The 21643-nt window shown below is 72.2% G+C and carries 17 protein-coding genes; 7 read left to right on the plus strand and 10 right to left on the minus strand.

The window, feature by feature from the left end; all coding sequences use genetic code 11:
- Positions 1–62: 62 nt before the first annotated feature.
- The 7 genes from ACWEOH_RS17510 to ACWEOH_RS17540 all read right to left on the minus strand — a co-directional run bounded on the left by ACWEOH_RS17510 (position 63) and on the right by ACWEOH_RS17540 (position 10223).
- Positions 63–542 (minus strand): hypothetical protein, encoded by a 480-nt coding sequence (locus ACWEOH_RS17510; protein WP_452033121.1) that lies wholly within the window; start codon positions 540–542, stop codon positions 63–65.
- A gap of 134 nt (positions 543–676) precedes the next feature.
- Positions 677–2536 carry a 5'-nucleotidase C-terminal domain-containing protein gene (locus ACWEOH_RS17515; RefSeq protein ID WP_452033123.1) on the minus strand — a complete coding sequence of 620 codons (1860 nt, stop codon included), beginning with the start codon at positions 2534–2536 and terminating at the stop codon, positions 677–679.
- A 274-nt stretch (positions 2537–2810) separates the two neighbouring features.
- Entirely contained in the window at positions 2811–3839 is a 1029-nt protein-coding gene (gene ilvC / locus ACWEOH_RS17520; protein WP_452033125.1) for a ketol-acid reductoisomerase, read from the minus strand.
- Between the two features lie 70 nt (positions 3840–3909).
- Positions 3910–4419, minus strand: coding sequence for an acetolactate synthase small subunit (gene ilvN / locus ACWEOH_RS17525; protein ID WP_148734657.1), 510 nt, complete (start codon positions 4417–4419; stop codon positions 3910–3912).
- 2 nt (positions 4420–4421) lie between these two features.
- Positions 4422–6227 carry an acetolactate synthase large subunit gene (locus tag ACWEOH_RS17530; protein WP_452033127.1) on the minus strand — a complete coding sequence of 602 codons (1806 nt, stop codon included), beginning with the start codon at positions 6225–6227 and terminating at the stop codon, positions 4422–4424.
- A 47-nt stretch (positions 6228–6274) separates the two neighbouring features.
- The gene (ilvD, locus tag ACWEOH_RS17535; protein WP_148734655.1) at positions 6275–7969 is read right to left on the minus strand and encodes a dihydroxy-acid dehydratase; all 1695 of its coding nucleotides are present in this window, start codon (positions 7967–7969) and stop codon (positions 6275–6277) included.
- A 10-nt stretch (positions 7970–7979) separates the two neighbouring features.
- Positions 7980–10223, minus strand: a complete 2244-nt coding sequence (locus ACWEOH_RS17540) for a bifunctional alpha,alpha-trehalose-phosphate synthase (UDP-forming)/trehalose-phosphatase (protein ID WP_452033129.1) — start codon at positions 10221–10223, stop codon at positions 7980–7982.
- Between the two features lie 96 nt (positions 10224–10319).
- On the opposite strand from ACWEOH_RS17540, the gene ACWEOH_RS17545 reads away from it, so the two are divergent.
- Entirely contained in the window at positions 10320–11180 is an 861-nt protein-coding gene (locus ACWEOH_RS17545; RefSeq protein WP_452033131.1) for a sugar phosphate isomerase/epimerase family protein, read from the plus strand.
- 78 nt (positions 11181–11258) lie between these two features.
- Here the strand turns inward: ACWEOH_RS17545 and ACWEOH_RS17550 are convergent, their stop codons facing one another.
- Genes ACWEOH_RS17550 through ACWEOH_RS17560 form a run of 3 tightly spaced genes read right to left on the minus strand, consistent with a single transcriptional unit; the run spans position 11259 to position 16919 of the window.
- Positions 11259–13379 (minus strand): YhgE/Pip family protein, encoded by a 2121-nt coding sequence (locus ACWEOH_RS17550; protein WP_452033133.1) that lies wholly within the window; start codon positions 13377–13379, stop codon positions 11259–11261.
- Positions 13376–16303, minus strand: a complete 2928-nt coding sequence (locus ACWEOH_RS17555) for an MMPL family transporter (protein WP_452033135.1) — start codon at positions 16301–16303, stop codon at positions 13376–13378. Before ACWEOH_RS17555 ends, ACWEOH_RS17550 begins: the two co-directional genes overlap by 4 nt.
- A 10-nt stretch (positions 16304–16313) precedes the next feature.
- Positions 16314–16919 (minus strand): TetR/AcrR family transcriptional regulator, encoded by a 606-nt coding sequence (locus ACWEOH_RS17560; protein WP_452033137.1) that lies wholly within the window; start codon positions 16917–16919, stop codon positions 16314–16316.
- Between the two features lie 97 nt (positions 16920–17016).
- Between ACWEOH_RS17560 and ACWEOH_RS17565 the strand changes: the two genes are divergently transcribed.
- The 6 genes from ACWEOH_RS17565 (at position 17017) to ACWEOH_RS17590 (ending at position 21635) form a co-directional block, all read left to right on the plus strand.
- On the plus strand, positions 17017–17205 hold the full coding sequence (locus ACWEOH_RS17565; protein WP_148734652.1) for a hypothetical protein: 189 nt from the start codon (positions 17017–17019) through the stop codon (positions 17203–17205).
- 156 nt (positions 17206–17361) lie between these two features.
- Positions 17362–17796: a hypothetical protein gene (locus ACWEOH_RS17570; RefSeq protein WP_148734651.1), complete on the plus strand. Its 435-nt coding sequence runs from the start codon at positions 17362–17364 to the stop codon at positions 17794–17796.
- Between the two features lie 116 nt (positions 17797–17912).
- The gene (locus ACWEOH_RS17575; RefSeq protein ID WP_452033139.1) at positions 17913–18587 is read left to right on the plus strand and encodes a biotin transporter BioY; all 675 of its coding nucleotides are present in this window, start codon (positions 17913–17915) and stop codon (positions 18585–18587) included.
- A complete protein-coding gene (locus ACWEOH_RS17580; RefSeq protein ID WP_452033141.1) occupies positions 18584–19801 on the plus strand; it encodes a class I adenylate-forming enzyme family protein in 1218 nt (405 codons plus the stop codon). Before ACWEOH_RS17575 ends, ACWEOH_RS17580 begins: the two co-directional genes overlap by 4 nt.
- Positions 19798–20958 (plus strand): thiolase family protein, encoded by a 1161-nt coding sequence (locus ACWEOH_RS17585; protein WP_452033143.1) that lies wholly within the window; start codon positions 19798–19800, stop codon positions 20956–20958. Before ACWEOH_RS17580 ends, ACWEOH_RS17585 begins: the two co-directional genes overlap by 4 nt.
- Positions 20955–21635: an energy-coupling factor ABC transporter ATP-binding protein gene (locus tag ACWEOH_RS17590; RefSeq protein ID WP_452033145.1), complete on the plus strand. Its 681-nt coding sequence runs from the start codon at positions 20955–20957 to the stop codon at positions 21633–21635. Before ACWEOH_RS17585 ends, ACWEOH_RS17590 begins: the two co-directional genes overlap by 4 nt.
- The last annotated feature ends 8 nt before the right edge of the window (positions 21636–21643 follow it).

Consider the following 21643-nt stretch of genomic DNA (forward strand, 5'->3'; position numbering starts at 1 on the left):
GGGCCGGCCCGAGCCGACCCCGCCGGGGTTGTGAGGGTCGCGAACGCCGCGACCCGGGTGGATCAACGACCGCCGAGGGGGCTCAGGTCGTCATGGACGGGCACAGCAGCGGTCGTCTCGACGACCTCGTCCTCCGCCATGTGGGCACGGACCTCGAGCTCGTTGACGTAGCGGAGCGCGGACTCGCGCACGAGCTCGCGATGCATGGCGACCCTCCCCTGCGCGAGGCGGGCACGGACCTCGAGCTCGTTCACGTAGCGGAGCGCGGACTCGCGCACGAGCTCGCGATGCATGGCGACCGTCTCCGGCACGGTCCCCCGAGCCATCTCGGCACGGACCTCGAGCTCGTTGACGTAGCGGATGGCGGACTCGCGCACGAGCTCGCGATGCATGGCGGGTGTGGTGACGGGCCGGACGATCTGGCCGGCGCGGGAGTCGGCCTCGGCGGCGCTCGCGGCGCTGGCGGATCCGACGACGGTCACCGCGAGCGCGGCGGCGGCCGCGGCGGCGGTGAGGCGGGTGAGTGCGGTGGTGGTGTTCATGCCTCCACCATCGGATGCCGCGGTATGCGGCCGTCTCCCGAGGGGTATGCGCGAGGTATGCACCCAACTCGACGGTATGCGGACGGCGGGGCCGGCCGAAGCCGACCCCGCCGCCTCACGGCTCCTCACGAGGGTCAGAACACGGGCGTTCCGTTCCGCACGAGCCGCCAGTTCTCGACGTGGAAGTCCGCCGGATCGATCGCTCCCGCGGCCGACGCGTACGAGACGATGGCCTCGCGGATCGCGACCTGCGCGTTGTAGACGACCGGCGCGCCCTGGATGTGCGGGAAGCCGCCGCCACCCGACTGGCGGTAGTTGTTGACGGCGACCAGGAACTGCTGGTCGGGTGCGACGGGCACACCCTCGAACGAGAGGCCGACGATGCGCGAGCCGACCGGCTGGGAGATGTCCACGCCGTACTCGACGCCCGAGAACTGGTCGTAGTTGTAGTCGGGCGTGTTGCCGGCATTCGTCCACGTCGCGGGCGCGACCGGCGCATCGGGCGCCACCACCGCGAAGTACTTCGCCGAGTACTCGAGGTAGTCCTTGATCTGGGCGCCCGTGAGGATCGAGGCGAGCAGGGTGTTGTCGTAGATGTACAGCCCCGCGACATCCTTGTTGGTCACCTGCCCTGCCGGGAACGTGGCCGCACGGTTGAAGGGCGCCGCGATCGACACGATCGGCAGCGCCGCCTCGGGCGTGCCCGCCACTGCTGCCGCGACGGTGGCGGTCTGCACGGCGTTCACGTAGTCGAGGATCGCCGTGTCCTTCCAGCACGCCTCGGCCGCCGACATGGCCTCGGTCGACACCGCCACGGGTGTGTTGACGTAGTTCACCACGGCGTCGTGCTGGGCGCGCACGACGGCGACGAGCGCCGGGTCGTCGACGACGGTGTTCGTGTTCACGGTCGTGGACGAACCCGAGGTGACCGACCACCTGCCCTTCGCGTACTCGACGGTCAGGTCGAAGACGCTCAGGCGCTGGCCCCAGTTCTTCGGCTCGCTGAGCACCACGTCGCGGCCGGTCGCGAGGTTCTTCACGATCCGCTGCGGCACGTCGACGTGCGCGTGGCCGAACAGGATCGCGTCGATGCCGGGCACCTGCTCGGCCACGAGCGCGGCCGCGTTCTCGACCGGGAGGTCGCCGGTGTACGACGAGCGGCCGTTGTCGCCCGAGTGGGCGCTCACGACCACGACGTGGGCGCCGGCGCGGCGCATGACGGGCACCCAGCGCGCCGCGGTCTCGACGAGGTCCTGCACCTCGATCCTTCCGCTGACGTTGGCCTTGTCCCAGATCACGACGCCGGGGTTGGTGAGGCCGAGCACGCCGACGCGGATCGGGGGGCGCCCCGGCACTTTCATCGTCTTGATCGCGTACGGCGTGTAGGCGGGCACCTTCGTGCCGACGTGCACGGCGTTCGCGGCGAGCACGTCGGCGTCCATCTGGTCGATCCAGTAGTCGAGGAAGTCGAGGCCGTAGTTGAACTCGTGGTTGCCGAGCGCGACGGCGTCGTAGCCGATCGCGTTCATCTGCGCCGCGATCGGGTGCACGGCACCCGATTCGGTCACCGGGTCGACCAGCGCGCAGTAGAACCCGAGCGGCGATCCCTGGATGGTGTCGCCGGCGTCGAAGAGCAGCGTGTGCTCCCGTCCGCGCTCGGCACGGATGTGGTTCACGACGCTCGACACGCGAGCGAGCCCGATGGCGTTGCCGGCGCTGTCGCTGTAGGCGGCGTCCTTGTAGTAGTCCCAGTTCACGGCGTTGGCGTGCAGGTCGGACGTGCCCATGATCGTGATGGTCACCGAATTCTCGCCGGGCGCGGCCTGGGCGGCTCCCGGCCAGCCGGCGGCCGCCAGGACGCCGGCCGCGGACGCGCCGACCAGCAGGTTGCGCCGGGAGAGGCCGGACGTCGTCGTCTCGACCTCGTCGTCGGGTGCGGCGCAGGAACACCAGCGTGGAGTGGGCTCAGGGTGGGTGTGTGGAGTTCGGGTCATGGGACCACATGCGATCACGCCGCGCAGCCCCCTGACAAGGGGGTCGGGCCTGCTCATCCGAGCATGAGATGAGACTGCCTCAACACCGACGGCGGGGCCGGCCGAAGCCGACCCCGCCGTGCGGGAATCACCGCCGTGTGCGTCTCGATACGCGTCCGCCTGCGGCGGTCGCTACTCGACCACCGGTACTAGCGAGCGACCTCGCCGTCAGCGCCGGCCGAAGGACGGCGCGGCATGAACGCCGTTGACGGAGAGGGCGGCAGGTCCGCTCGCGTCAGCGAGCGACCTCGCCGTCCACGTAGTCGTCCTCGTCGACCTGGGTCCACGAGAAGAGCTTGCGCAGCTCGCGACCGGTGGTCTCGATGGGGTGCCCCTCGCCCTTGGCGCGGAGCTCGAGGAACTCCTTGGCGCCGTTGTCCTGGTCGTCGATGAAGCGCTTGGCGAACGCACCCGACTGGATGTCGGCGAGCACCGCCTGCATGTTCTCCTTGACGCGCGGGTCGATGACGCGCGGGCCCGAGACGTAGTCGCCGTACTCGGCCGTGTCGGAGACCGACCAGCGCTGCTTGGAGATGCCGCCCTCCCACATGAGGTCGACGATCAGCTTGAGCTCGTGGAGCACCTCGAAGTAGGCGATCTCGGGCTGGTACCCGGCCTCGGTGAGGGTCTCGAAGCCGTACTGCACGAGCTGCGACACGCCGCCGCAGAGTACGGACTGCTCGCCGAACAGGTCGGTCTCGGTCTCCTCGGTGAACGTCGTCTTGATGACGCCGGCGCGGGTGCCGCCGATGGCCTTGGCGTACGACTTCGCGAGGTCCCACGCGGTGCCCGAGGCATCCTGCTCCACCGCGATGATGTCGGGGATGCCGCGCCCGGCGACGAACTCGCGACGCACGGTGTGACCCGGTGCCTTCGGCGCCACGAGGATCACGTCGACGCCCTCAGGCGCCTGGATGTAGCCGAAGCGCACGTTGAAGCCGTGGCCGAAGACGAGGGTGTCGCCCTCGGCGAGCTGGTCCTTGACCGAGTCGGCGTAGATGTGGCGCTGGAACTGGTCGGGCGCGAGGATGACGACGACGTCGGCCCAGGCCGCGGCATCCGCGACGCTCTTCACCTCGAAGCCCGCCTCCTCGGCCTTGGGCTTCGACTTCGAGTCGTCCTTGAGGCCGATGACGACCTGGACACCCGAGTCGCGGAGGTTCTGCGCGTGCGCGTGGCCCTGCGAGCCGTAGCCGATCACGGCGACCTTCTTCGCCTGGATCAGCGAGAGGTCGGCGTCCTTGTCGTAGTAGATCTCAGCCATGCTGTTCATTTCTCCTTGTGATGGGTTCAGGTGACGGATGCCGCGACGCCTCGCCGAGGCATCCGCCGTGTCAGTTCTTGAAGACGCGCTCGGTGATGGACTTGCCGCCGCGGCCGATCGCGAGGAGGCCCGACTGGGCGATCTCCTTGATGCCGTAGGGCTCGAGCACCTTGAGGAACGCGGTGGTCTTGCCGGAGTCGCCCGTGACCTCGATCACGAGTGCGTCGGTCGACACGTCGACGACGCGGGCGCGGAAGAGGTTCACGGCCTCGAGCACCTGCGAGCGGGTCGCGTTGTCGACGCGCACCTTGATGAGCAGGTGCTCGCGCTGCACCGACTGCGCCGGGTCGAGCTCGACGATCTTGATGACGTTGATGAGCTTGTTCAGCTGCTTGGTCACCTGCTCGAGAGGCAGTTCCTCGACGTCGACCACGACCGTGATGCGGGAGAGCCCGTCGATCTCGGAGTGGCCCACCGCGAGGGACTCGATGTTGAAGCCGCGTCGCGCGAAGAGTCCCGCGACGCGGGTCAGCAGGCCGGGCTTGTCCTCGACGAGGAGGGAGAGCACGTGGGTCGACATGTTCAGTCCTCCTCCTCGCTGAACGCCGGCGAGTGGTCGCGGGCGTACTGCACGTAGCTGTTCGACACGCCCTGCGGCACCATCGGCCACACCATGGCGTCGGCCGAGACGACGAAGTCGATGACGACGGGGCGGTCGTTCGTCTCGAGCGCGAGCGTGATCGCCGCGTCGACCTCCTCCTCCTTCGTGACCCGGATGCCGAGCGCGCCGTAGGCCTCGGCGAGCGTCACGAAGTCGGGCACGCGCACAGTGTCGTGGCCCGTGTTCAGGTCGGTGTTCGAGTAGCGGCCGTCGTAGAACAGGGTCTGCCACTGGCGCACCATGCCGAGCGAGGAGTTGTTGATGACCGCGACCTTGATCGGGATGTCGTTCAGGGTGCAGGTCGCGAGCTCCTGGTTCGTCATCTGGAAGCAGCCGTCGCCGTCGATCGCCCACACGACCCGGTCGGGCTGGGCGACCTTGGCGCCCATGGCGGCGGGCACCGCGTAGCCCATGGTGCCGGCGCCGCCGGAGTTGAGCCACGAGTTCGGCCGCTCGTACTTGATGAACTGCGCCGCCCACATCTGGTGCTGGCCGACGCCGGCGGCGTAGACGCCCTCGGGGCCGGTGAGCTCGCCGATGCGCTGGATCACGAACTGCGGCGAGAGCAGGCCGTCGGACGTGGGAACGTAGCCGAGCGGGAACTCCGAGCGGAGCCCGTTGAGCGTGGCCCACCACTCGTCGAGGTCGGGCTCGTTCGCCGCAGTCGCGTCGCGGTAGGCGGCGGTGAGGTCGACGAGGACCTCCTTGAGGTCGCCCACGATCGGCACGTCGGCCGTGCGGATCTTCGAGATCTCGGCGGGGTCGATGTCGACGTGCACGATCTTGGCGTTGGGGGCGAAGAGCGCCGCCTTGCCGGTCACGCGGTCGTCGAAGCGAGCACCGAGCGCGACCAGCAGGTCGGCCTCCTGCAGCGCGAGCACCGCGGGAACGGTGCCGTGCATGCCGGGCATGCCGAGGTGCTGGTCGTGCGAGTCGGGGAACGCGCCGCGCGCCATGAGCGTCGTCACGACGGGCGCCTTCGTGGTCTCGGCCAGCTCGAGCAGCTCGGCCGACGCCTCCGAGCGGATGACGCCGCCGCCCACGTAGAGCACCGGGCGCTTCGACTCGGCGAGGAGCTGCGCCGCCGCGGCGACCTGCTTGCCGTGCGCCTTGGTGATCGGTCGGTAGCCGGGCAGCTCGACCTTCGGCGGCCAACGGAAGGGCGCGAGCTGCTGCTGCGCGTCCTTCGTGATGTCGACGAGCACGGGACCAGGGCGTCCGGTCGTCGCGATGTGGTACGCCGCCGCGATGGTCGCGGGGATGTCCTCGGCGCGCTTCACGAGGAAGGAGTGCTTGGTGACGGGCATCGTGATGCCGACGATGTCGGCCTCCTGGAAGGCATCCGTGCCCATGAGGTTCGAGAACACCTGGCCGGTGATCGCGAGCAGCGGCACGGAGTCCATGTGCGCGTCGGCGATGGCGGTGACGAGGTTCGTCGCGCCGGGGCCCGACGTCGCGATCGCGACGCCGATCCTGCCCGACGACGAGGCGTAGCCCTCGGCCGCGTGGCCGGCGCCCTGCTCGTGCCGGACGAGGATGTGGCGCAGCTTGCGGCTGTCGAGCAGCGGGTCGTAGACGGGGAGGATCGCACCGCCCGGCAGCCCGAAGACGTCGGTGATGCCGAGCATCTCGAGCGAGCGGACGACCGCCTCTGCGCCGGTGATCTCCACTGGCGCGCCGGGCGGCACGGGGGCGGGCGAAGGCACGGGGGTCGATTCCGTGGTCATTCGATTCCTGTTCTGGTGGACGGTGGAAATGCGGGGAGGCGCAGCACTCAGCCCGTCGTGGCGCCTTCGGCGGCGGAGCGCACGAGCTTCGAGTACTTCGCGAGGACGCCACGGGTATAGCGCGGAGGAAGCGGAGCCCAGCCTTCACGGCGGGCAGCCAGCTCGGCATCGTCGACCAGTAGGTCGATGGAACGAGCTGCGATATCGACCCGTATCAGATCACCATCGCGCACGAAGGCGATGGGACCTGCGTCCACCGCTTCGGGTGCTATGTGGCCGATGCACAGGCCGGTTGTGCCGCCGGAGAATCGACCGTCCGTCAAGAGTAGTACATCTTTTCCGAGCCCAGCGCCCTTGATGGCGGCCGTGATGGCGAGCATCTCGCGCATGCCCGGCCCGCCCTTGGGGCCCTCGTAGCGGATGACGACGACGTCGCCGTGCTTGATCTCGCCGGCGGTCAGCGCGTCCATCGCCGCGCGCTCGCGCTCGAACACCCGCGCGGGGCCCTCGAACGTCGCGGCGTCGAAGCCCGCGGTCTTCACCACGGCGCCCTCGGGCGCGAGCGAGCCGTGCAGGATCGTGAGGCCGCCGGTCTCGTGGATGGGGTTGTCGAGCGTGCGCAGCACCTCGCCGTCGAGCGGCGGGATGTCCATCTCGGCGAGGTTCTCGGCGAGCGTCTTGCCGGTGACCGTGAGGGCGTCGCCGTGCATGAGGCCCGCGTCGAGCAGCGCCTTCATGAGCACGGGCAGACCGCCGCGGCGGTCGACGTCGTTCATGACGAAGCGGCCGAACGGCTTGAGGTCGCCGATGTGCGGCACCTTCGAGCCGATGCGGTTGAAGTCGTCGAGGGTGAGCTCGACGTCGGCCTCGCGCGCGATCGCGAGCAGGTGCAGCACGATGTTCGTGGAGCCGCCGAGGGCCATGCCGACCGCGATGGCGTTCTCGAACGCCTGCTTGGTGAGGATCTGGCGAGCCGTGATGCCGTGGTTCAGCAGGTTCACGACGGCCTCGCCCGAGCGGTGGGCGTAGTAGTCGCGACGGCGGTCGGCGGCTGCCGGTGACGCGGAACCCGGGAGCGAGAGGCCGAGGGCCTCCGCGACCGACGCCATGGTGTTGGCGGTGTACATGCCGCCGCAGGCGCCCTCGCCGGGCGCGAACGCGCACTCGATGCGCTTGGCGTCGGCTTCGCTCATCGTGCCCGCCCGCACGGCGCCGACGGCCTCGAACGAGTCGATGATCGTGATGTCCTTCTCGGTGCCGTCGGACAGGCGCACCCATCCCGGGGCGATCGAGCCGGCGTAGAGGAAGACGGAGGCGAGGTCGAGTCGCGCGGCCGCCATGAGCATGCCGGGGATCGACTTGTCGCAGCCCGCGAGGAGCACGGAGCCGTCGAGCCGCTCGGCCTGCATGACGACCTCGACCGAGTCGGCGATGACCTCGCGCGACACGAGCGAGAAGTGCATGCCCTCGTGGCCCATCGAGATGCCGTCGGACACCGAGACCGTGCCGAACTGCAGCGGGTACCCGCCGCCGCCGTGCACGCCCTCCTTCGCCGCCTGCGCGAGCCGCGCGAGCGACAGGTTGCAGGGGGTGATCTCGTTCCACGAGCTCGCGATGCCGATCTGCGGCTTGTCCCAGTCCGCATCGCCCATGCCGACCGCGCGGAGCATCCCGCGGCTGGTCATGGCTTCGATGCCGTCGGTGACGGTGCGACTACGCGGCTTGGGGTCGAACTGCGACATGCATTCGAGTCTATGGCCAGCGCGAGTCGGCCTGGCGCGCCGCGTCACGCGCATCGGCGAGCTGCTCGAGCAGCTCGGCGACGTCTTCTGGGCTGCGCACGCGGTACGTCGCGATCGACTTGCCCTGGCCGACCTTCACCCCCACGTCGCCGGCGTCGAGCGTTGCGAACGCGTCCTCGTCGGTGACGTCGTCGCCCACGTAGATGACGGCCGTCGCGCCGACGTGCTGGCGCAGCCTGGTGAGGGACTCCCCCTTGTCGCTCGCCCGCACGGCGAACTCGAGTACGGCCTTGCCGGTGCGAACCGTGATGCCGAGAAGCTCCGCGGCGACCTGGTCGCGAGCGTCCTGCTGGAGCGCGCTGCCCTCGGGTCCCTTCAGGCGCCGCGTGTGCAGCGCGAGCCCCGCCGGCTTGCGCTCGATGAAGGCGCCCGGGGTGCTGTCGGCGACGCCCTCCACGATCTCGGTCAGCCGGTCGAGCTTCTCGAGCTCGGTGTCGCGCAGGTCGATCTGGATCGGACCGGTGTCGAGCTTCAGCTCGACGCCGTGCGAACCGCTGAGGAGCGTGCCCGTGGGCGGGCTCGCGACCTCGCCGAGACTGTCGAGCGCCCGGCCCGACACGATCGCGACGCGGGTGTCGTCGGCGCCCGCCAACCGCTCGATCGCCGCACGGGCGCGCTCGGTGGCGCGAGCGTCCTCGGGGCGTTCGACGATGGGCGCGAGGGTGCCGTCGAAGTCGAGCGCGACGAGGAGCCGCTCGGTGGCGGCGAGCCGGTTGAGGGCGGCCATGAGCGGGTCGGGCACGCCGGGCGCGATGATCCCCGCGCCCGTGAGCGTCTCGAGGAAGGTCGCCGACCAGTTCGCCACGTCGTTGTCGCGCACCCGCTTGCGCAGGGCGCGCATGCGGCGGGCTCGCTCGCGCCGCGGCATCCGGATCGCCTCGACCATGGCGTCCTTCAGCCCCTCGATGTCGTGCGGGTTCACGAGCACCGCCTGCCGCAGCTCGTCGGATGCCCCGGTGAACTCGCTGAGCAGCAGCACCCCGTCGTCGTCGAAGCGGCAGGCGACGTACTCCTTGGCGACGAGGTTCATGCCGTCGCGGAGGGCGGTCACGAGCATGACGTCGGCGGCGAGGTAGAGCGCCACCATCTCCTCGCGCGGGTAGCCGTGGTGCAGGTACGCGATCGCCTGGTGGCCGAGCGTCGAGTAGTCGCCGTTGAGGCGCCCCACGGTGAGCTCGATCTCGTCGCGCAGCTGCCGGTAGGTCTCGACGCGCTCGCGCGAGGGGCTCGCGACCTGCACGAGCGTGGCGTCCTCGACCTTCAGCCGACCGTCGCGCAGCAGCTCGCCGAACGCCTTCATGCGGTGCCGGATGCCCTTGGTGTAGTCGAGCCGGTCGACGCCGAGCATGATCGTCTCGGGGTTGCCGAGGCTCTCGCGGATCTCGCGCGAGCGCGCCTGCACCTCGGGCCGGCGGGCGATCTCCTCGAACCCGGCGGCGTCGATCGAGATCGGGAAGTGGCGCGCGACGACCCGGCGGCTCCCGCCGTCGTCGGGCACGTCGATGACCGTGCCGCGCGTGGAGTAGCCGAAGAGGCGGCGCACGGCCCGCGAGAAGTTGCCGGCGTCGGCGGCGCGCTGGAAGCCGATGACGTCGGCGCCGAGGAGTCCGTCGATGACCTGGCGGCGCCACGGCAGCTGCGAGTAGATGCCGTAGGCCGGGAACGGGATGTGGTTGAAGAACCCGATCACGAGGTCGGGGCGGCTCTCGCGCAGCATCCGCGGCACGAGCTGCAGCTGGTAGTCCTGCACCCAGACGACCGCGCCGTCGGATGCCGCGCGCGCGGCGGCCTCGGCGAAGCGCCGGTTGACCCGCACGTACGCCTCCCACCACTCGCGGTGGAACGACGGCGGCGCGATGACGTCGTGATAGAGCGGCCACAGCGTGTCGTTGGAGAAGCCCTCGTAGTACTCCTCGAGCTCGCGCGACGACAGGGGCACGGGGATGATCGAGATGCCGTCGTGCTCGAAGGGGTCGAGCTCGCGGTCGGCGACGCCGGTCCAGCCGATCCATGCGCCGTCGGCGGCCCGCATGACCGGTTCGAGGGCGGTCACGAGGCCGCCGGGCGAGCTCTTCCAGCGGATCTGCCCGTCGGGCCCCTCCTCGTAGTCTACGGGGAGCCGGTTCGACACGACGATCATGTCGTAGACGTGGTCGACGTAGAGGTCGTCGCGTGTCGGTTCAGGGGCGTGCATGTCGGCGGATGTCCCTCCTCGGCGCTTCGTTCAGGCTAACAGCCGCCCCCGGCGCCCTCCCCGCCGCCGGGTCGCGGGTCTAGACTGCGTGCCCTGATGATCCGCGTCGGCATGAGCACCTCGTGCGTCTATCCGCTGGAGTCCGAGCACGCCTTCCGGCTGGCGAAGCTCGCCGGCTTCGACGGCGTGGAGGTCATGGTCACGCAGGAGGAGGCGACGCAGCAGGCCGAGCCGCTCCTCGAGCTCTCGCGCCGCTACTCGCTGCCGATCCTGTCGGTGCATGCGCCCGTGCTGCTGCTCACGCACTTCGTGTGGGGCCGCGACCCCGGCGTGAAGCTCACCCGCACGGCCGAGCTCGCCACCGCCCTCGACGCCCGCACGGTCGTCGTGCATCCGCCGTTCCGCTGGCAGGCGGGCTACGCCGAGCGCTTCCTCGACATCGTGCGCGAGACCGCGTCGCGTCACGGCGTCGAGATCACCGTCGAGAACATGTTCCCGTGGCGCGCCGCAGGCCGGAACCTCAAGGCCTACGCCCCCGGCTGGGATCCGCGCGTCATGGACTGCGATGCCGTGACGCTCGACTTCTCGCACGCCGCGCTCTCGGGCATCGACAGCCTGCAGTTCGCGAACGACCTGGGACCGCGGCTGCGGCACGTGCACCTCTGCGACGGCTCGGGCGCGATCGGCGACGGCCAGGTGTTCGACGAGCACCTGCTGCCGGGGCGGGGCCGCCAGCCCGTCGCGGAGGTGCTCGAGGCGCTCACCGCCCGCGGCTGGGACGGCGCGGTCATCGCCGAGGTGAACACCCGCCGCGCGAAGACCGAGCAGGAGCGACTCGACCTGCTGCGCGAGACGCTCGAGTTCGCCCGCCGTCACACGCACCAGTCGCTGCGGCGCCGGGCGATGACGCGGTCGCGGCGCGCGCTCGAGGCGCTGCGGCCGAACCACCGGCGCTGAGTCGCGTCGAGCTGAGCCCGTCGAGCGGATGCCGCGCCGGCGTCGTCTCGCTCACGAGCGCGCCGGCGCGGCATCCGATCAGGCGGTCGCGACCGCGAGCCTCGGCGAGCGCACCGCGCGGCGGCGCGCGATGACGAACGCGGTGCCGAGCGCGCCGAGCAACCCGAACAGCGCGGTCGCGCCGACCGCCGCCCAGACACCCGATCCGCCCGCGCCCGAGACGATGAGCTGCATGCCCTGCACGGCCCAGGTGAGCGGCAGGAAGGGACTGATCGCCTGGTACGGGCCGCTCACGACCTCGAGCGGGTAGAGGCCGCCGGATGCCGCGAGCTGCAGCACCACGAGCACGAGCGACACGATCGTGCCGGCGCGGCCCAGCCACGAGTGCAGGAACGCGTGCACGGCCATGAACGACAGCGCGAGCAGCACCGAGAAGGCGAATGTCTGCGGCAGCAGCGACCACTCCACGCCGAGCGCGGTGTGCATGAGCAGCACCACGGCCACGGCCTGCACGATGCCGATCAGCGAGGCGCGGAACAGCGTCCGCGCGACGATCCGCCCGGTCGGTGCCGTGCTCGCGAGCGCCTCGCGGGAGAACGGCCGCCAGATGAGGAACAGCGCCATCGCGCCGAGCCAGAGGCCGATGGGGCCGAGCAGCATGGCGACCACCTGCCCGATCGAGGTGATCTCGTTGTCGCGCGTCGACTCCGACGTGACGGGCTTCGCGACGACGTCGGCGGTCGCGGCGGCGTCCATGTCGTCGAGCGACGACGTGCCCTCCGCGCCCTGCGCGAGGCCGTCGGCGAGCTCGCCGGTGCCGCCCGCGAGCTCGGACGCGCCGTCCGCCGACGCCTGCGCGCCCGACTGCAGTTGGGTGAGACCGCCCGCGAGCTCGGTCGTGCCGGATGCCGCGCCCGACGCGCCGGACTCGAGCTGGCCGAGACCGCCGGCCAGGCCGTCGACGCCCGACGCGATGCCGTCGGCACCCGTCCGCAGCTGGGCGGACCCGCCCGCGAGCTGGGATGCCCCGCCCGCGAGCTGGGCGATGCCGCCCTGGAGCGTGCCGAGGCCGGCGCCGCCCGCTGCGAGGGGCGCTCCGCCGGCTGACAGGGTCGTGAGCCCGTCGCCGGTGTCGACGACTCCACTCCGAAGGTCGCAGAGTCCCTCGAGCGGAACGGGCAGTGGATCCGTCGCGCACGTGGCGTCAGGCTGGCCGATCGCCTCAGCCGTGGCGGCGACGTTCGAGTCGATGAGCTGGAGCAGGCCGACCTCGAGCTGGTTGTAGCCGCCCGAGAGCTGCGAGACGCCCGCGGTGTAGTCGACGATGCCCGTGCCGAGCTCGCCGAGCTGCGAGGTCTGGGCCGCGAGGTCTCCGAGCCCGCCCGCGAGCCCGTCGACGCCCGCGGTGTACTGGTCGACGCCGTCGGCATAGGCGTACGCGCCCGACGCGGCCTGCGCGGCGCCCGAGGCGGCCGTGCCCACGCCGCCGGCGAGCTGGTCGAGGCCGCCCGCGAGCTCCGAGGCGCCCGACGCCGAGGCCCCGACGCCCGAGGCGAGCTGGCCGAGTCCCGACGAGAGCGAGTCCGCGCCCGAGGCGAGCTGCTGTGCGCCGTCGGCCGCGTCGCCGAGCGAGCCGCCCACGGTGATGAGGTTGCCGTAGAGGCCCTCGAGGTACTGCGTCGTGAGCGCGGTGCCGAACGTCGAGGCGATCGCGTCGCCGACGGTCGAGCCGACGATCCCGGCGAGGTAGCCGTGCGCGTCGTCGGTGCGGATGTCGAGCTGCGCGGTCGTCGGCGCGTCGCCCTGCAGCGAGGTCACCGAGGCCGAGAAGTCCGAGGGGATGGTCAGCACCGCGTACGCGTCGCCGTCGGCGAGGGCCTTCGCGGCCTCCTCGTCGTTCGAGATGGTCCAGTCGAACCCGGTGTCGCCGTCGCCGGTGAGCTCGGTGACGAGCTGGCGGCCGGCGAGCACGGGCTGCTCCTCGCCGTCGGGCGTCGTGATGGTGACGAACTCGTCGTTGTTCACGACGATGGCGGGGATCGCGTCGAGCCGCTCGTCGGCGCCGCCGATCGCGCCGGCGACGAGGCCGGCCACCGCGAGCGGCACGGCCACCACGGCGGCGATGAGGGCGGCGCGGCGACCGCGACGGCGCCCGGGGGTCGGTCCGTCGAGCACGGCTGATGCGTCGGGGCGGGTCATCGGAGTGCCTCCTGGGGGCGGGCGACGAGGTCGGGTGCGCCGGCGAGGCCGGCATCGAGGTCGAGCGAGCGGATGCCGCGGACCGCGAACGCGTCGACGGCGGGGATGGGGTCGGCGTCGGCCGGCACGGTGGCGATCAGCACCACGCCGTCGGGCACGAGCCGCGCGAGCGCGGGCCAGAGCCGGTCGGCGGAGCCCGAGGCGTCGTCGAGGTCGACGACGACGGCTCCGGGTTGCTCGGCGAGGGCAGCGGCCACCGCGACGAGCGTGCGGTCGAACGGGTCGAGCGACGCGAACGGCGTGTCGGGGTCGAGCGAGCGCGTGCGCCACGCGAGCGGGTCGGCGGCCGCGGTGCGCGCCTCCGCGACGCGGCGGAGCGCGGCGGAGACGGCGGCGCGGCTGGAGTCGAGGCGGTACCACGCACGCGTGGCGTCGACGCGGGCGGCGATGACGTCGCCCGCGGTCACGCCGGGCGCGGCATCCGTCGCCGAGTCGGCCACGGCGACACGTCGCATGACCGCGCCCGCGTCGGTGGGCAGCGGTGCGCCGAGCACCGCGAGCCGGCCGCCGGCGGGCGTGACGCGGCCGGCCAGTGTGGCGCCGACGAGCCGGCGCTCGTTGGCGTGGCCCCGCACCACGAGCGCGCCGCCGCGCGGAACGGACACCGAGAGCGGCCCGATCGGGTCGGCCGGGTCGCCGACGAGCAGGTCGTCGGCGAGCACGTCGGCGTCCTCCGCCTCGGCCCACTCGCTCTCGGCGAGGTGGTGGCGCAGGCCCTCGCCCTCGATGTCGACGTCGGGGAGGATGCGCGCGAGCCACTTCGGCAGCCACCACGCGCCGCGTCCGGCGAGCGCCATCGCGGCGGGCACGAGCGTCATGCGCACGAGGAACGCGTCGAACGCCACGCCGATCGCCAGCGCGAACGCGATGCCCTTGATCGCTCCCGTGCCCTCGGGCACGAACGCGAAGAAGACGAAGAACATGATGAGCGCGGCTGCGGTGACCACACGGGCGGCGTGCTGGAACCCGTGCACGATCGAGCTGCGCGGCTCATTCGTCTTCACGAACTCCTCGCGCATGCCCGAGACGAGGAACACCTCGTAGTCCATGGCGAGGCCGAACAGCACGGCCATGAGCAGGATCGGCAGGAAGCTCAGGATCGGGCCCGGCTCGATGTGCATGAGGTCGGCGAACCAGCCCCACTGGAACACGGCCACCGAGACGCCGATCGCGCCGAACGCGGAGAGGAGGAACCCGAGCGCGGCCTTGATGGGCACGAACACCGAGCGGAACACGATGAGCAGCAGGATGATCGACAGGCCGACGACGATGAGCGCGAACGGCACGAGCGCGTCGGTCAGTCGCTGCGAGATGTCGATCGACACGGCCGTGTAGCCGGTCACGGCGATGGGCGTGCCGAACTCCTCCTGGATCTCGGGCTCGAGCGCACGGATCTCCTGCACGACCTGCTTGGTCTCGGGGTCGTTCGGCGCGCTCTCGGGGATGACCTGGATGATCGCGGTGTCGACCGTCTCGTTGGGCATGCCGTCGCCCACGTACGCGACGCCGTCGACCGCGGCGAGCTTCGCGCCGATGGCGTCGAGATCCTCGAAGATGTCGGTCGTCTGCGTGATGTCGACGGTCACGACGAGCGGTCCGTTGTAGCCCGGCCCGAAGCCGTTCTCGATCATCTCGTAGGCCTCGCGCTGGCTCGAGCCCTCCTCGCCCGCACCCGAGGGCAGGTTGAGGTCGAGGCTCGCGGCCGGGATCGCCGCCGCACCGAGGAGGCCCACGACGAGCAGCACGAAGACGATCGGCGCCTTCAGCACGGTGTCCACCCAGCGGCGGCCCATGGTCTTCTTGCCGCCTTCGTCGCCGGCGACGGCACGGCGGTACGCGCGGCTGCTCGGCTTCGGGATCAACCGCTTCCCGGCGAGCCCCAGCAGCGCGGGCAGCAGCGTGGTCGCGCCGATGACGGCGATGAGCACGGCGAACGCCGCGGCGACGCCCATGACGCTGAGGAAGGGGATGCCGACCACGAGCAGGCCGAGCAGCGCGATGATGACCGTGAGGCCCGCGAACACGACGGCGCCGCCCGCGGTCGCGACCGCCTCGGCCGCGCTCTCCTGCGGATCCATGCCGCGCGCGAGCTGGGTTCGATGCCTCGACAGGATGAACAGCGCGTAGTCGATGCCGACCGCGAGGCCGATCATGACCGCGAGCATCGGCGCGGTGCTCGACACGGGCGCGAACGCGGCGACGAGGGAGATGCCGCCGAACGCGGCGCCGACGCCGACGAGGGCGGTGAGCAGCGGCATCCCGGCGGCGAGCAGCGAGCCGAACGTGATGATGAGCACGACGCCCGCGAAGAGCACGCCGATGGCCTCGGTGATCGTCAGGCCGAACGTCTGGTCCTGGAACACCTCGCCGCCGAAGGCGACCTGCAGGCCGGCGTCGCGGCCGAGGTCGCCGGTCGCCAGCACGGCGTCGAGCGACTCCTGCGTGACCTCGGTCGACGGCCCGTCGAATTGCACCTGGATGTACGCGGTGCGGGCGTCGTCGGACACCTGGTCGCCGGCGTACTCGTCGAACGGGCCGAGCACGCTCGCGACCCCGTCGACGTCCTCGAGCGCAGCCTCCATGTCCTCGATGGCGGCGGTGTACGAGGGGTCCTCGACGGATGCCCCGTCGGGCGCCTCGACGACGGCCTTCGCCGAGGCGCCGGCCGTCTGGGGGAACACGGCGGCGAGCTGGTCGATCGCCTGCTGGGACTCGGTGCCGGGGATCGCGTACGACTCCTGGAGCTGGCCGCCGAGGCCGATGCCGGCGCCGAGAAGGGCGGCCAGGGCGACCACCCAGCCCGCGAGCACGAGCCAGGCGCGCCGGAAGGCGAAGCGTCCGATGCGGTGGAGGAGGAGGGCCACGGGTCGTCTCTCAGTCGTTCGCGGTCGGTCGGGGGCGGTGCGCGGGCGCGAGCAGCTCGCCGAGCACCGTGTGCAGCGCGTCGCGGACCTCGTCGTCGGCGGGGAGCGTGTCCTCGTCGGCGAACGTGCGACCCGCGGTGAGGAGGAACGCGGCGCCGCCGAGGGCGATGCCGAAGCGCACCTGGTCGACGACGCTCTCGCGCTCCTCGCTGATGGCGGCGGCCAGCCGGCGCACGGCGGCGTTGGCGCGCGCGATGATCGGCAGGTCGGAGAGGCTCGGCCCCTGGATGAGGAAGACGTGCACCGCCTCGCGGTGCTCGAGCAGCATGTCGACGACCCGGTCGACGAGCCTGGCCCGCCGGCCGCGGTCGCGGCTGGAGAGGAACTCGTCGAGCACCGTCTCGAACTCGCTGATGGCGGGCTCGATCGCCGCCTCGAGCAGCGCCTCCTTCGAGGCGTAGTGGTAGAGCACGCTCGACTTCGAGTAGCCGGCGTGGTCGGCGATGTGCTGCAGCGAGGTTCCGGCGAATCCGACGGTGGCGAACTGCTCGAGGGCGACCTGCTTGAGCTCGTCCGCCGCGCGCACGCGTGTCGTCGGTTGGGTGTCGGTGGGCATGCCTCGACGGTAGTTGACCGATCGGTCAGATCCTGCACGATCGGTCAGATTCACGGATGACTCACAGCCCCTCGTCACCAACCGGTAGCGTGGCGACATGCGCAAGTACCTCTTCAGCGGAGCCGTGTTGAGTGCGATCTTCAGCGGGATCGGGGTCGTCCGCGCGACCGTTGCAGGGCCCAGGGACTGGCGCCTCGCGCTGATGTGGGTCTCGTGGGCCGCGAGCATGGCGATCGCCATCGGCACCGTCGCCGACGAGACGAAGCGCGCCGAGCTGACGGAGTAGCATCATCGCGGAGGTCGTCCTCCGTTTCGGCCTCGAACGCCCATGCCGGCGAACGCGGCGTGTCACCGGTGATCCGCGAACCGAAGGCACAGACTGAAAGTGCAGTGCCGTACGAGACCCTGACCGTGCGGTCCGAACCACCGAGAGGGGCCTCCGATGTTCCGCCGCTGGCGCCGCCGTGCGAGGCTCGCAGCCGAAGCCGCCGCCCACGCCGCTGCCCCCGCGCCGCGCCCGACCGCGGCCGACCTGCGCGGCGAGCACCTCTTCGAGCTCCTGAATGCGAAGCTCTCGGAGTTCATCGGCCCCGGCGGCTCATGGGCGCTCGTGCGTCGCACCGACGACGACACCGACCGCATCTTCCACGCGATGCTCACGCACCAGATCGCGGCCGAGCTGACGCGCACGGTGCTCGACGAGCGCGAGGCCGTGGCCGTCGTGGTGCCCGCCGAGGATGCGCCGCTCGCCCTGAGCTGGGAGCCCGCGCCGCTCGTCGTCTGGGCCGACCCCGTGGTGGTGCCCGAGTCCGAGGCGGATGCCGCGTCGCTCCCGTCGATCGGCACGCCGGCCGAGCTCGAGGCCCGCGCCGCCTGACGGCGCTCCAAATTCGACCCCCGATTCTTGTACGGCCGGGTCGAGAAGCCGCTCCCCCGCCTTTCGTAGCGTGAGACCGGGCCACGACGCCCGCAACCACGACGAGAGGGACCCCCATGAGCGCCCCGCAGCACACCTCGCCCGACGCATCCGCTGCCACCCCCACTGACGCGGCTTCACCGTACGGCCCGAAGCGGCGCAGCACCGCGACCGACCTCGCACAGATCGCCGTCTTCGCCGCACTCATCGCCGCCCTCGGCCTGCCCGGCGCGCTGTACCTCGGCGGCACGGCGGTGCCGATCACGTTCCAGACGCTCGGCGTCATGCTCGCGGGCGCTATCCTCGGCGCACGCAAGGGCTTCCTGTCGGTGCTCCTCTTCCTCGCGCTCGTCGCTGCGGGGCTTCCGCTCCTCTCGGGCGGACGCGGCGGCATCAGCGTGTTCGTCGGCCCCTCCGTGGGCTACCTCCTCGGCTGGCTCCTCGGCGCCGCCCTCATCGGCTGGGCCACCGCGCGACTCCTGCCGGCCTACCGCATCCTCCCGGCCCTCCTCTGGACCGCCCTCGGCGGCATCGTCGCCGTCTACCTCGTCGGCGTGCCCGTCTTCGCCGCGATCACCGGCACGCCGCTCGGCGTCGCGATCGCCGGCTCCGCGATCTTCCTTCCGGGCGACCTCGCGAAGGTCGTCGTCACCGTGCTCGTCGCGAAGGGCGTGCACCGGGCGTGGCCCGGGCTCGTCGCGCCGCGGCCCTGGCCGTGGAAGCGCGACGCGGCGGTGACCCCCGCCGCGTGAGCGACTGGCTCGGCGGTTCGCCGCACGACGTCGCCCTCGACTTCGGGGGCGCCGCCGTGCGCTACCGCGAGCTTGCCCGAGGGATCGGGCGGGTCGTCCTGCCCGACGGCGACGGCGCGGTCGGATGCCCCGCCGGCATGGATCCCGTCGCACTCGTGACGACCGTGCTCGCCGCGCTCGACCGTGGCCGGCCGGTGCTCGTCGGCGGCCCACCGAGAGGTGTTCTCGAGCAGCTCCCCGCGGGCACCGAGCTCGCGCTGCTGACCTCGGGCTCCTCGGGCGCGTCGCCGGTGCCGCGCGTCGTCGCGCGGACGAGCGCCTCGTGGCTCGCCTCCGCGCAGCCGCTCGCCGACGTCGCCGGTCTCGACGCCCGCGACCGCATCGCCGTGACCGGACCGCTGCACGTCTCGATGCACCTCTACGCAGTGCTGCACGCCCTGTGGCTCGGGGCGACGGCGAGCGACGACCTCCGCTCGGCGACCGTGATGCACGCGACGCCGACGCGCCTGGCGCGGGTGCTCGACGGCGGCGCGTGCCCACCTGCCGTGATCGTGGCGGGTGCGGCGACGAGCGACGAGCTGCGCTCGCGGGCAGCGGCGCGCGGCATCCGCCTCACCGAGTACTACGGTGCGGCCGAGCTCTCGTTCGTGCTCGCGGGCGGAGCCGACGGACTCGTGCCCTTCCCCGGCGTCGAGGTCGACCTGCGACCCGGGCCGGCGGGCGACGAGCTCTGGGCACGGTCGCCGTACCTCGCACTCGGCACCGTCGGCGGCGGGATGCTGCGACGCGACGACGCGGGCTTCGCCACGGTCGGCGACCTCGCCGAGCGCACGCCGTCGGGCGCGATCCGCGTGCGGGGCCGCGGCGACGCGGCGATCACCACCGCGGGCGCAACGGTGCTGGCCGAGCACGTGGAGGCGCAGCTCTGCACGCTGCCCGGCGTGATCGCCGCGGCCGTCGTGGGCGAGCCGCACGAGCTGCTCGGCCAGCGCGTGGTCGCCGTCGTCGAGCTCGCCGAAGGAACCGGCCTCGAGGAGGTGGCGTCCGCAGCGCGGGAGCGCCTCTCCGCAGCCGAACTCCCCCGGCGCTGGTTCGCACGCGCCCTGCCCCGCACGGACTCGGGCAAGGTCGCGCGCGGCGCCGTGCGCGAGGCGCTCGCGGCGGACGCGCTCGGCACGGGGCATCCGGTCGCACTGGAACGGAGCGCTTCGTGAGCGGCGCGCCCGTGATCGTCGCCGCGCGGCGCACCGCGATCGGCACCGCCGGCCGCGGGTTCGCCGCGCACACCGTCGACGCGCTCGCCGCTCCGGTGCTCGCCGAGGTCGCACGCGCCGTCGCGCCGGCCGGGCTCCCGATCGACGACGTCGTGCTCGGCAACTGCATGGGTCCGGGCGGCGACGTCGCTCGCGTCGCGGCGCTGCGGGCCGGGCTCGGGCAGGACGTGCCGGGCGTCACGGTCGACCGCCAGTGCGGCTCGGGGCTCGACGCCGTGCTGCAGGCCGCGTCACGAGTGCGCGCGGGCGATGCCCGTCTCGTGCTCGCGGGCGGCGCCGAGTCGGCCTCGACCGCGCCGCACCGTGCGTGGCCCGACTCGGGCGAGCGGTACGCGCGGGCGCCGTTCGCGCCCGGCGGCTTCCCCGATCCCGACATGGGGCCGGCCGCCGATCGGCTCGCCGCTGTGCGCGGCATCACGCGGGCCCGCCAGGACGGGTGGGCGGCGCGATCGCACGCGCTCGCGGCATCCGCTCGGGAACGTGGCGTCTTCGACGGCGAGATCGTCGCGGTCGACGGCGTCGTGCGCGACGACCGGCCCCGACCGGGCATGGACGCAGCGCGACTGGCGCGATTCGCTCCGGCGTTCCTCGATCCGGCGGCCGGCCCGGATGCCGCGGCATCCGGACTCGGCACCGTCACGGCAGGCAACTCGTGCGGGTTCTCGGACGGCGCCGCGGCCATGGCCGTCACGTCCGAGGAGGTCGCGCGCGAGCTCGGGCTGCCGGCGCTGCGCGTGCGCGCGGCCGCCGTCGCGGCGGGCGACCCCGCACTGCCCGGCCTCGGCGCCGCACCGGCCGCGCGCGCCGCTTTGGTACGGGCGGGTCTCGCGTCCGACGACCTCGGATTCGTGGAGATCACCGAGGCGTTCGCGGCGCAGGTGCTCGCGGTGACCGACGAGTTGGGGATCGACGAGGAGCTCGTGAGCGCGGACGGCGGGGCCATCGCGCTCGGGCATCCGTGGGGGGCGTCCGGTGCCGTGCTGCTCGTGCGCCTCGCGGCGCGCATGGCGGCCGCCGACGACGCACGCCCCGGCCTCGCGGCGTGCTCGATCGGCGGCGGACAGGGCGTGGCGATGATCGTGGAGCGGGTGACATGAGCGGGATCGTGTTCGAGGGCGTGAGCCACGACTTCGGGGCGGAGCGCGTGGTCGACGACGTGTCGCTCGTGCTGCGGGAGCGTCGCGTGGGCATCGTCGGGGCCAACGGATCGGGCAAGTCCACGCTCGCCCGCATGATCAACGGGCTCGTCGAGCCGACCGTCGGCCGGGTGCTCGTCGACGGCCTCGACGTCGCCCGGCACGGCCGCGAGGTGCGGCGCCGGGTCGGGTTCGTCTTCACGAACGCCGACAACCAGATCGTGATGCCGACCGTCCGAGAAGACGTCGCGTTCACGCTGCGTCGCCACAAGCTCGAGAAGGCGGATGCCGCGGCTCGCGTCGAGGCGGCGCTCGAGCGCGCCGGCATCGCGGACCTCGCCGACCGCCCGGCGCACCGGCTCTCCGGCGGGCAGAAGCAGCTGCTCGCCATCACGTCGGTGCTCGTCGCGGAGCCGGCGATCGTCGTCGCCGACGAGCCCACGACACTGCTCGACGCCCGGAACGCCCGCCGGGTCGCCGAGCACTTCGACTCGCTCGACCAGCAGCTCGTGGTCGTCAGCCACCAGCTCGAGCTGCTCGAGTCGTTCGACCGCGTCATCGTCATGGAGCAGGGGCGGGTCGTCGCCGACGACGTGCCGCCCGCCGCCCTCGACGCCTACCGGGCGCTGATCGGATGAACGGTCGG

It is taken from the genome of Agromyces sp. NPDC004153 (genome assembly GCF_053603635.1).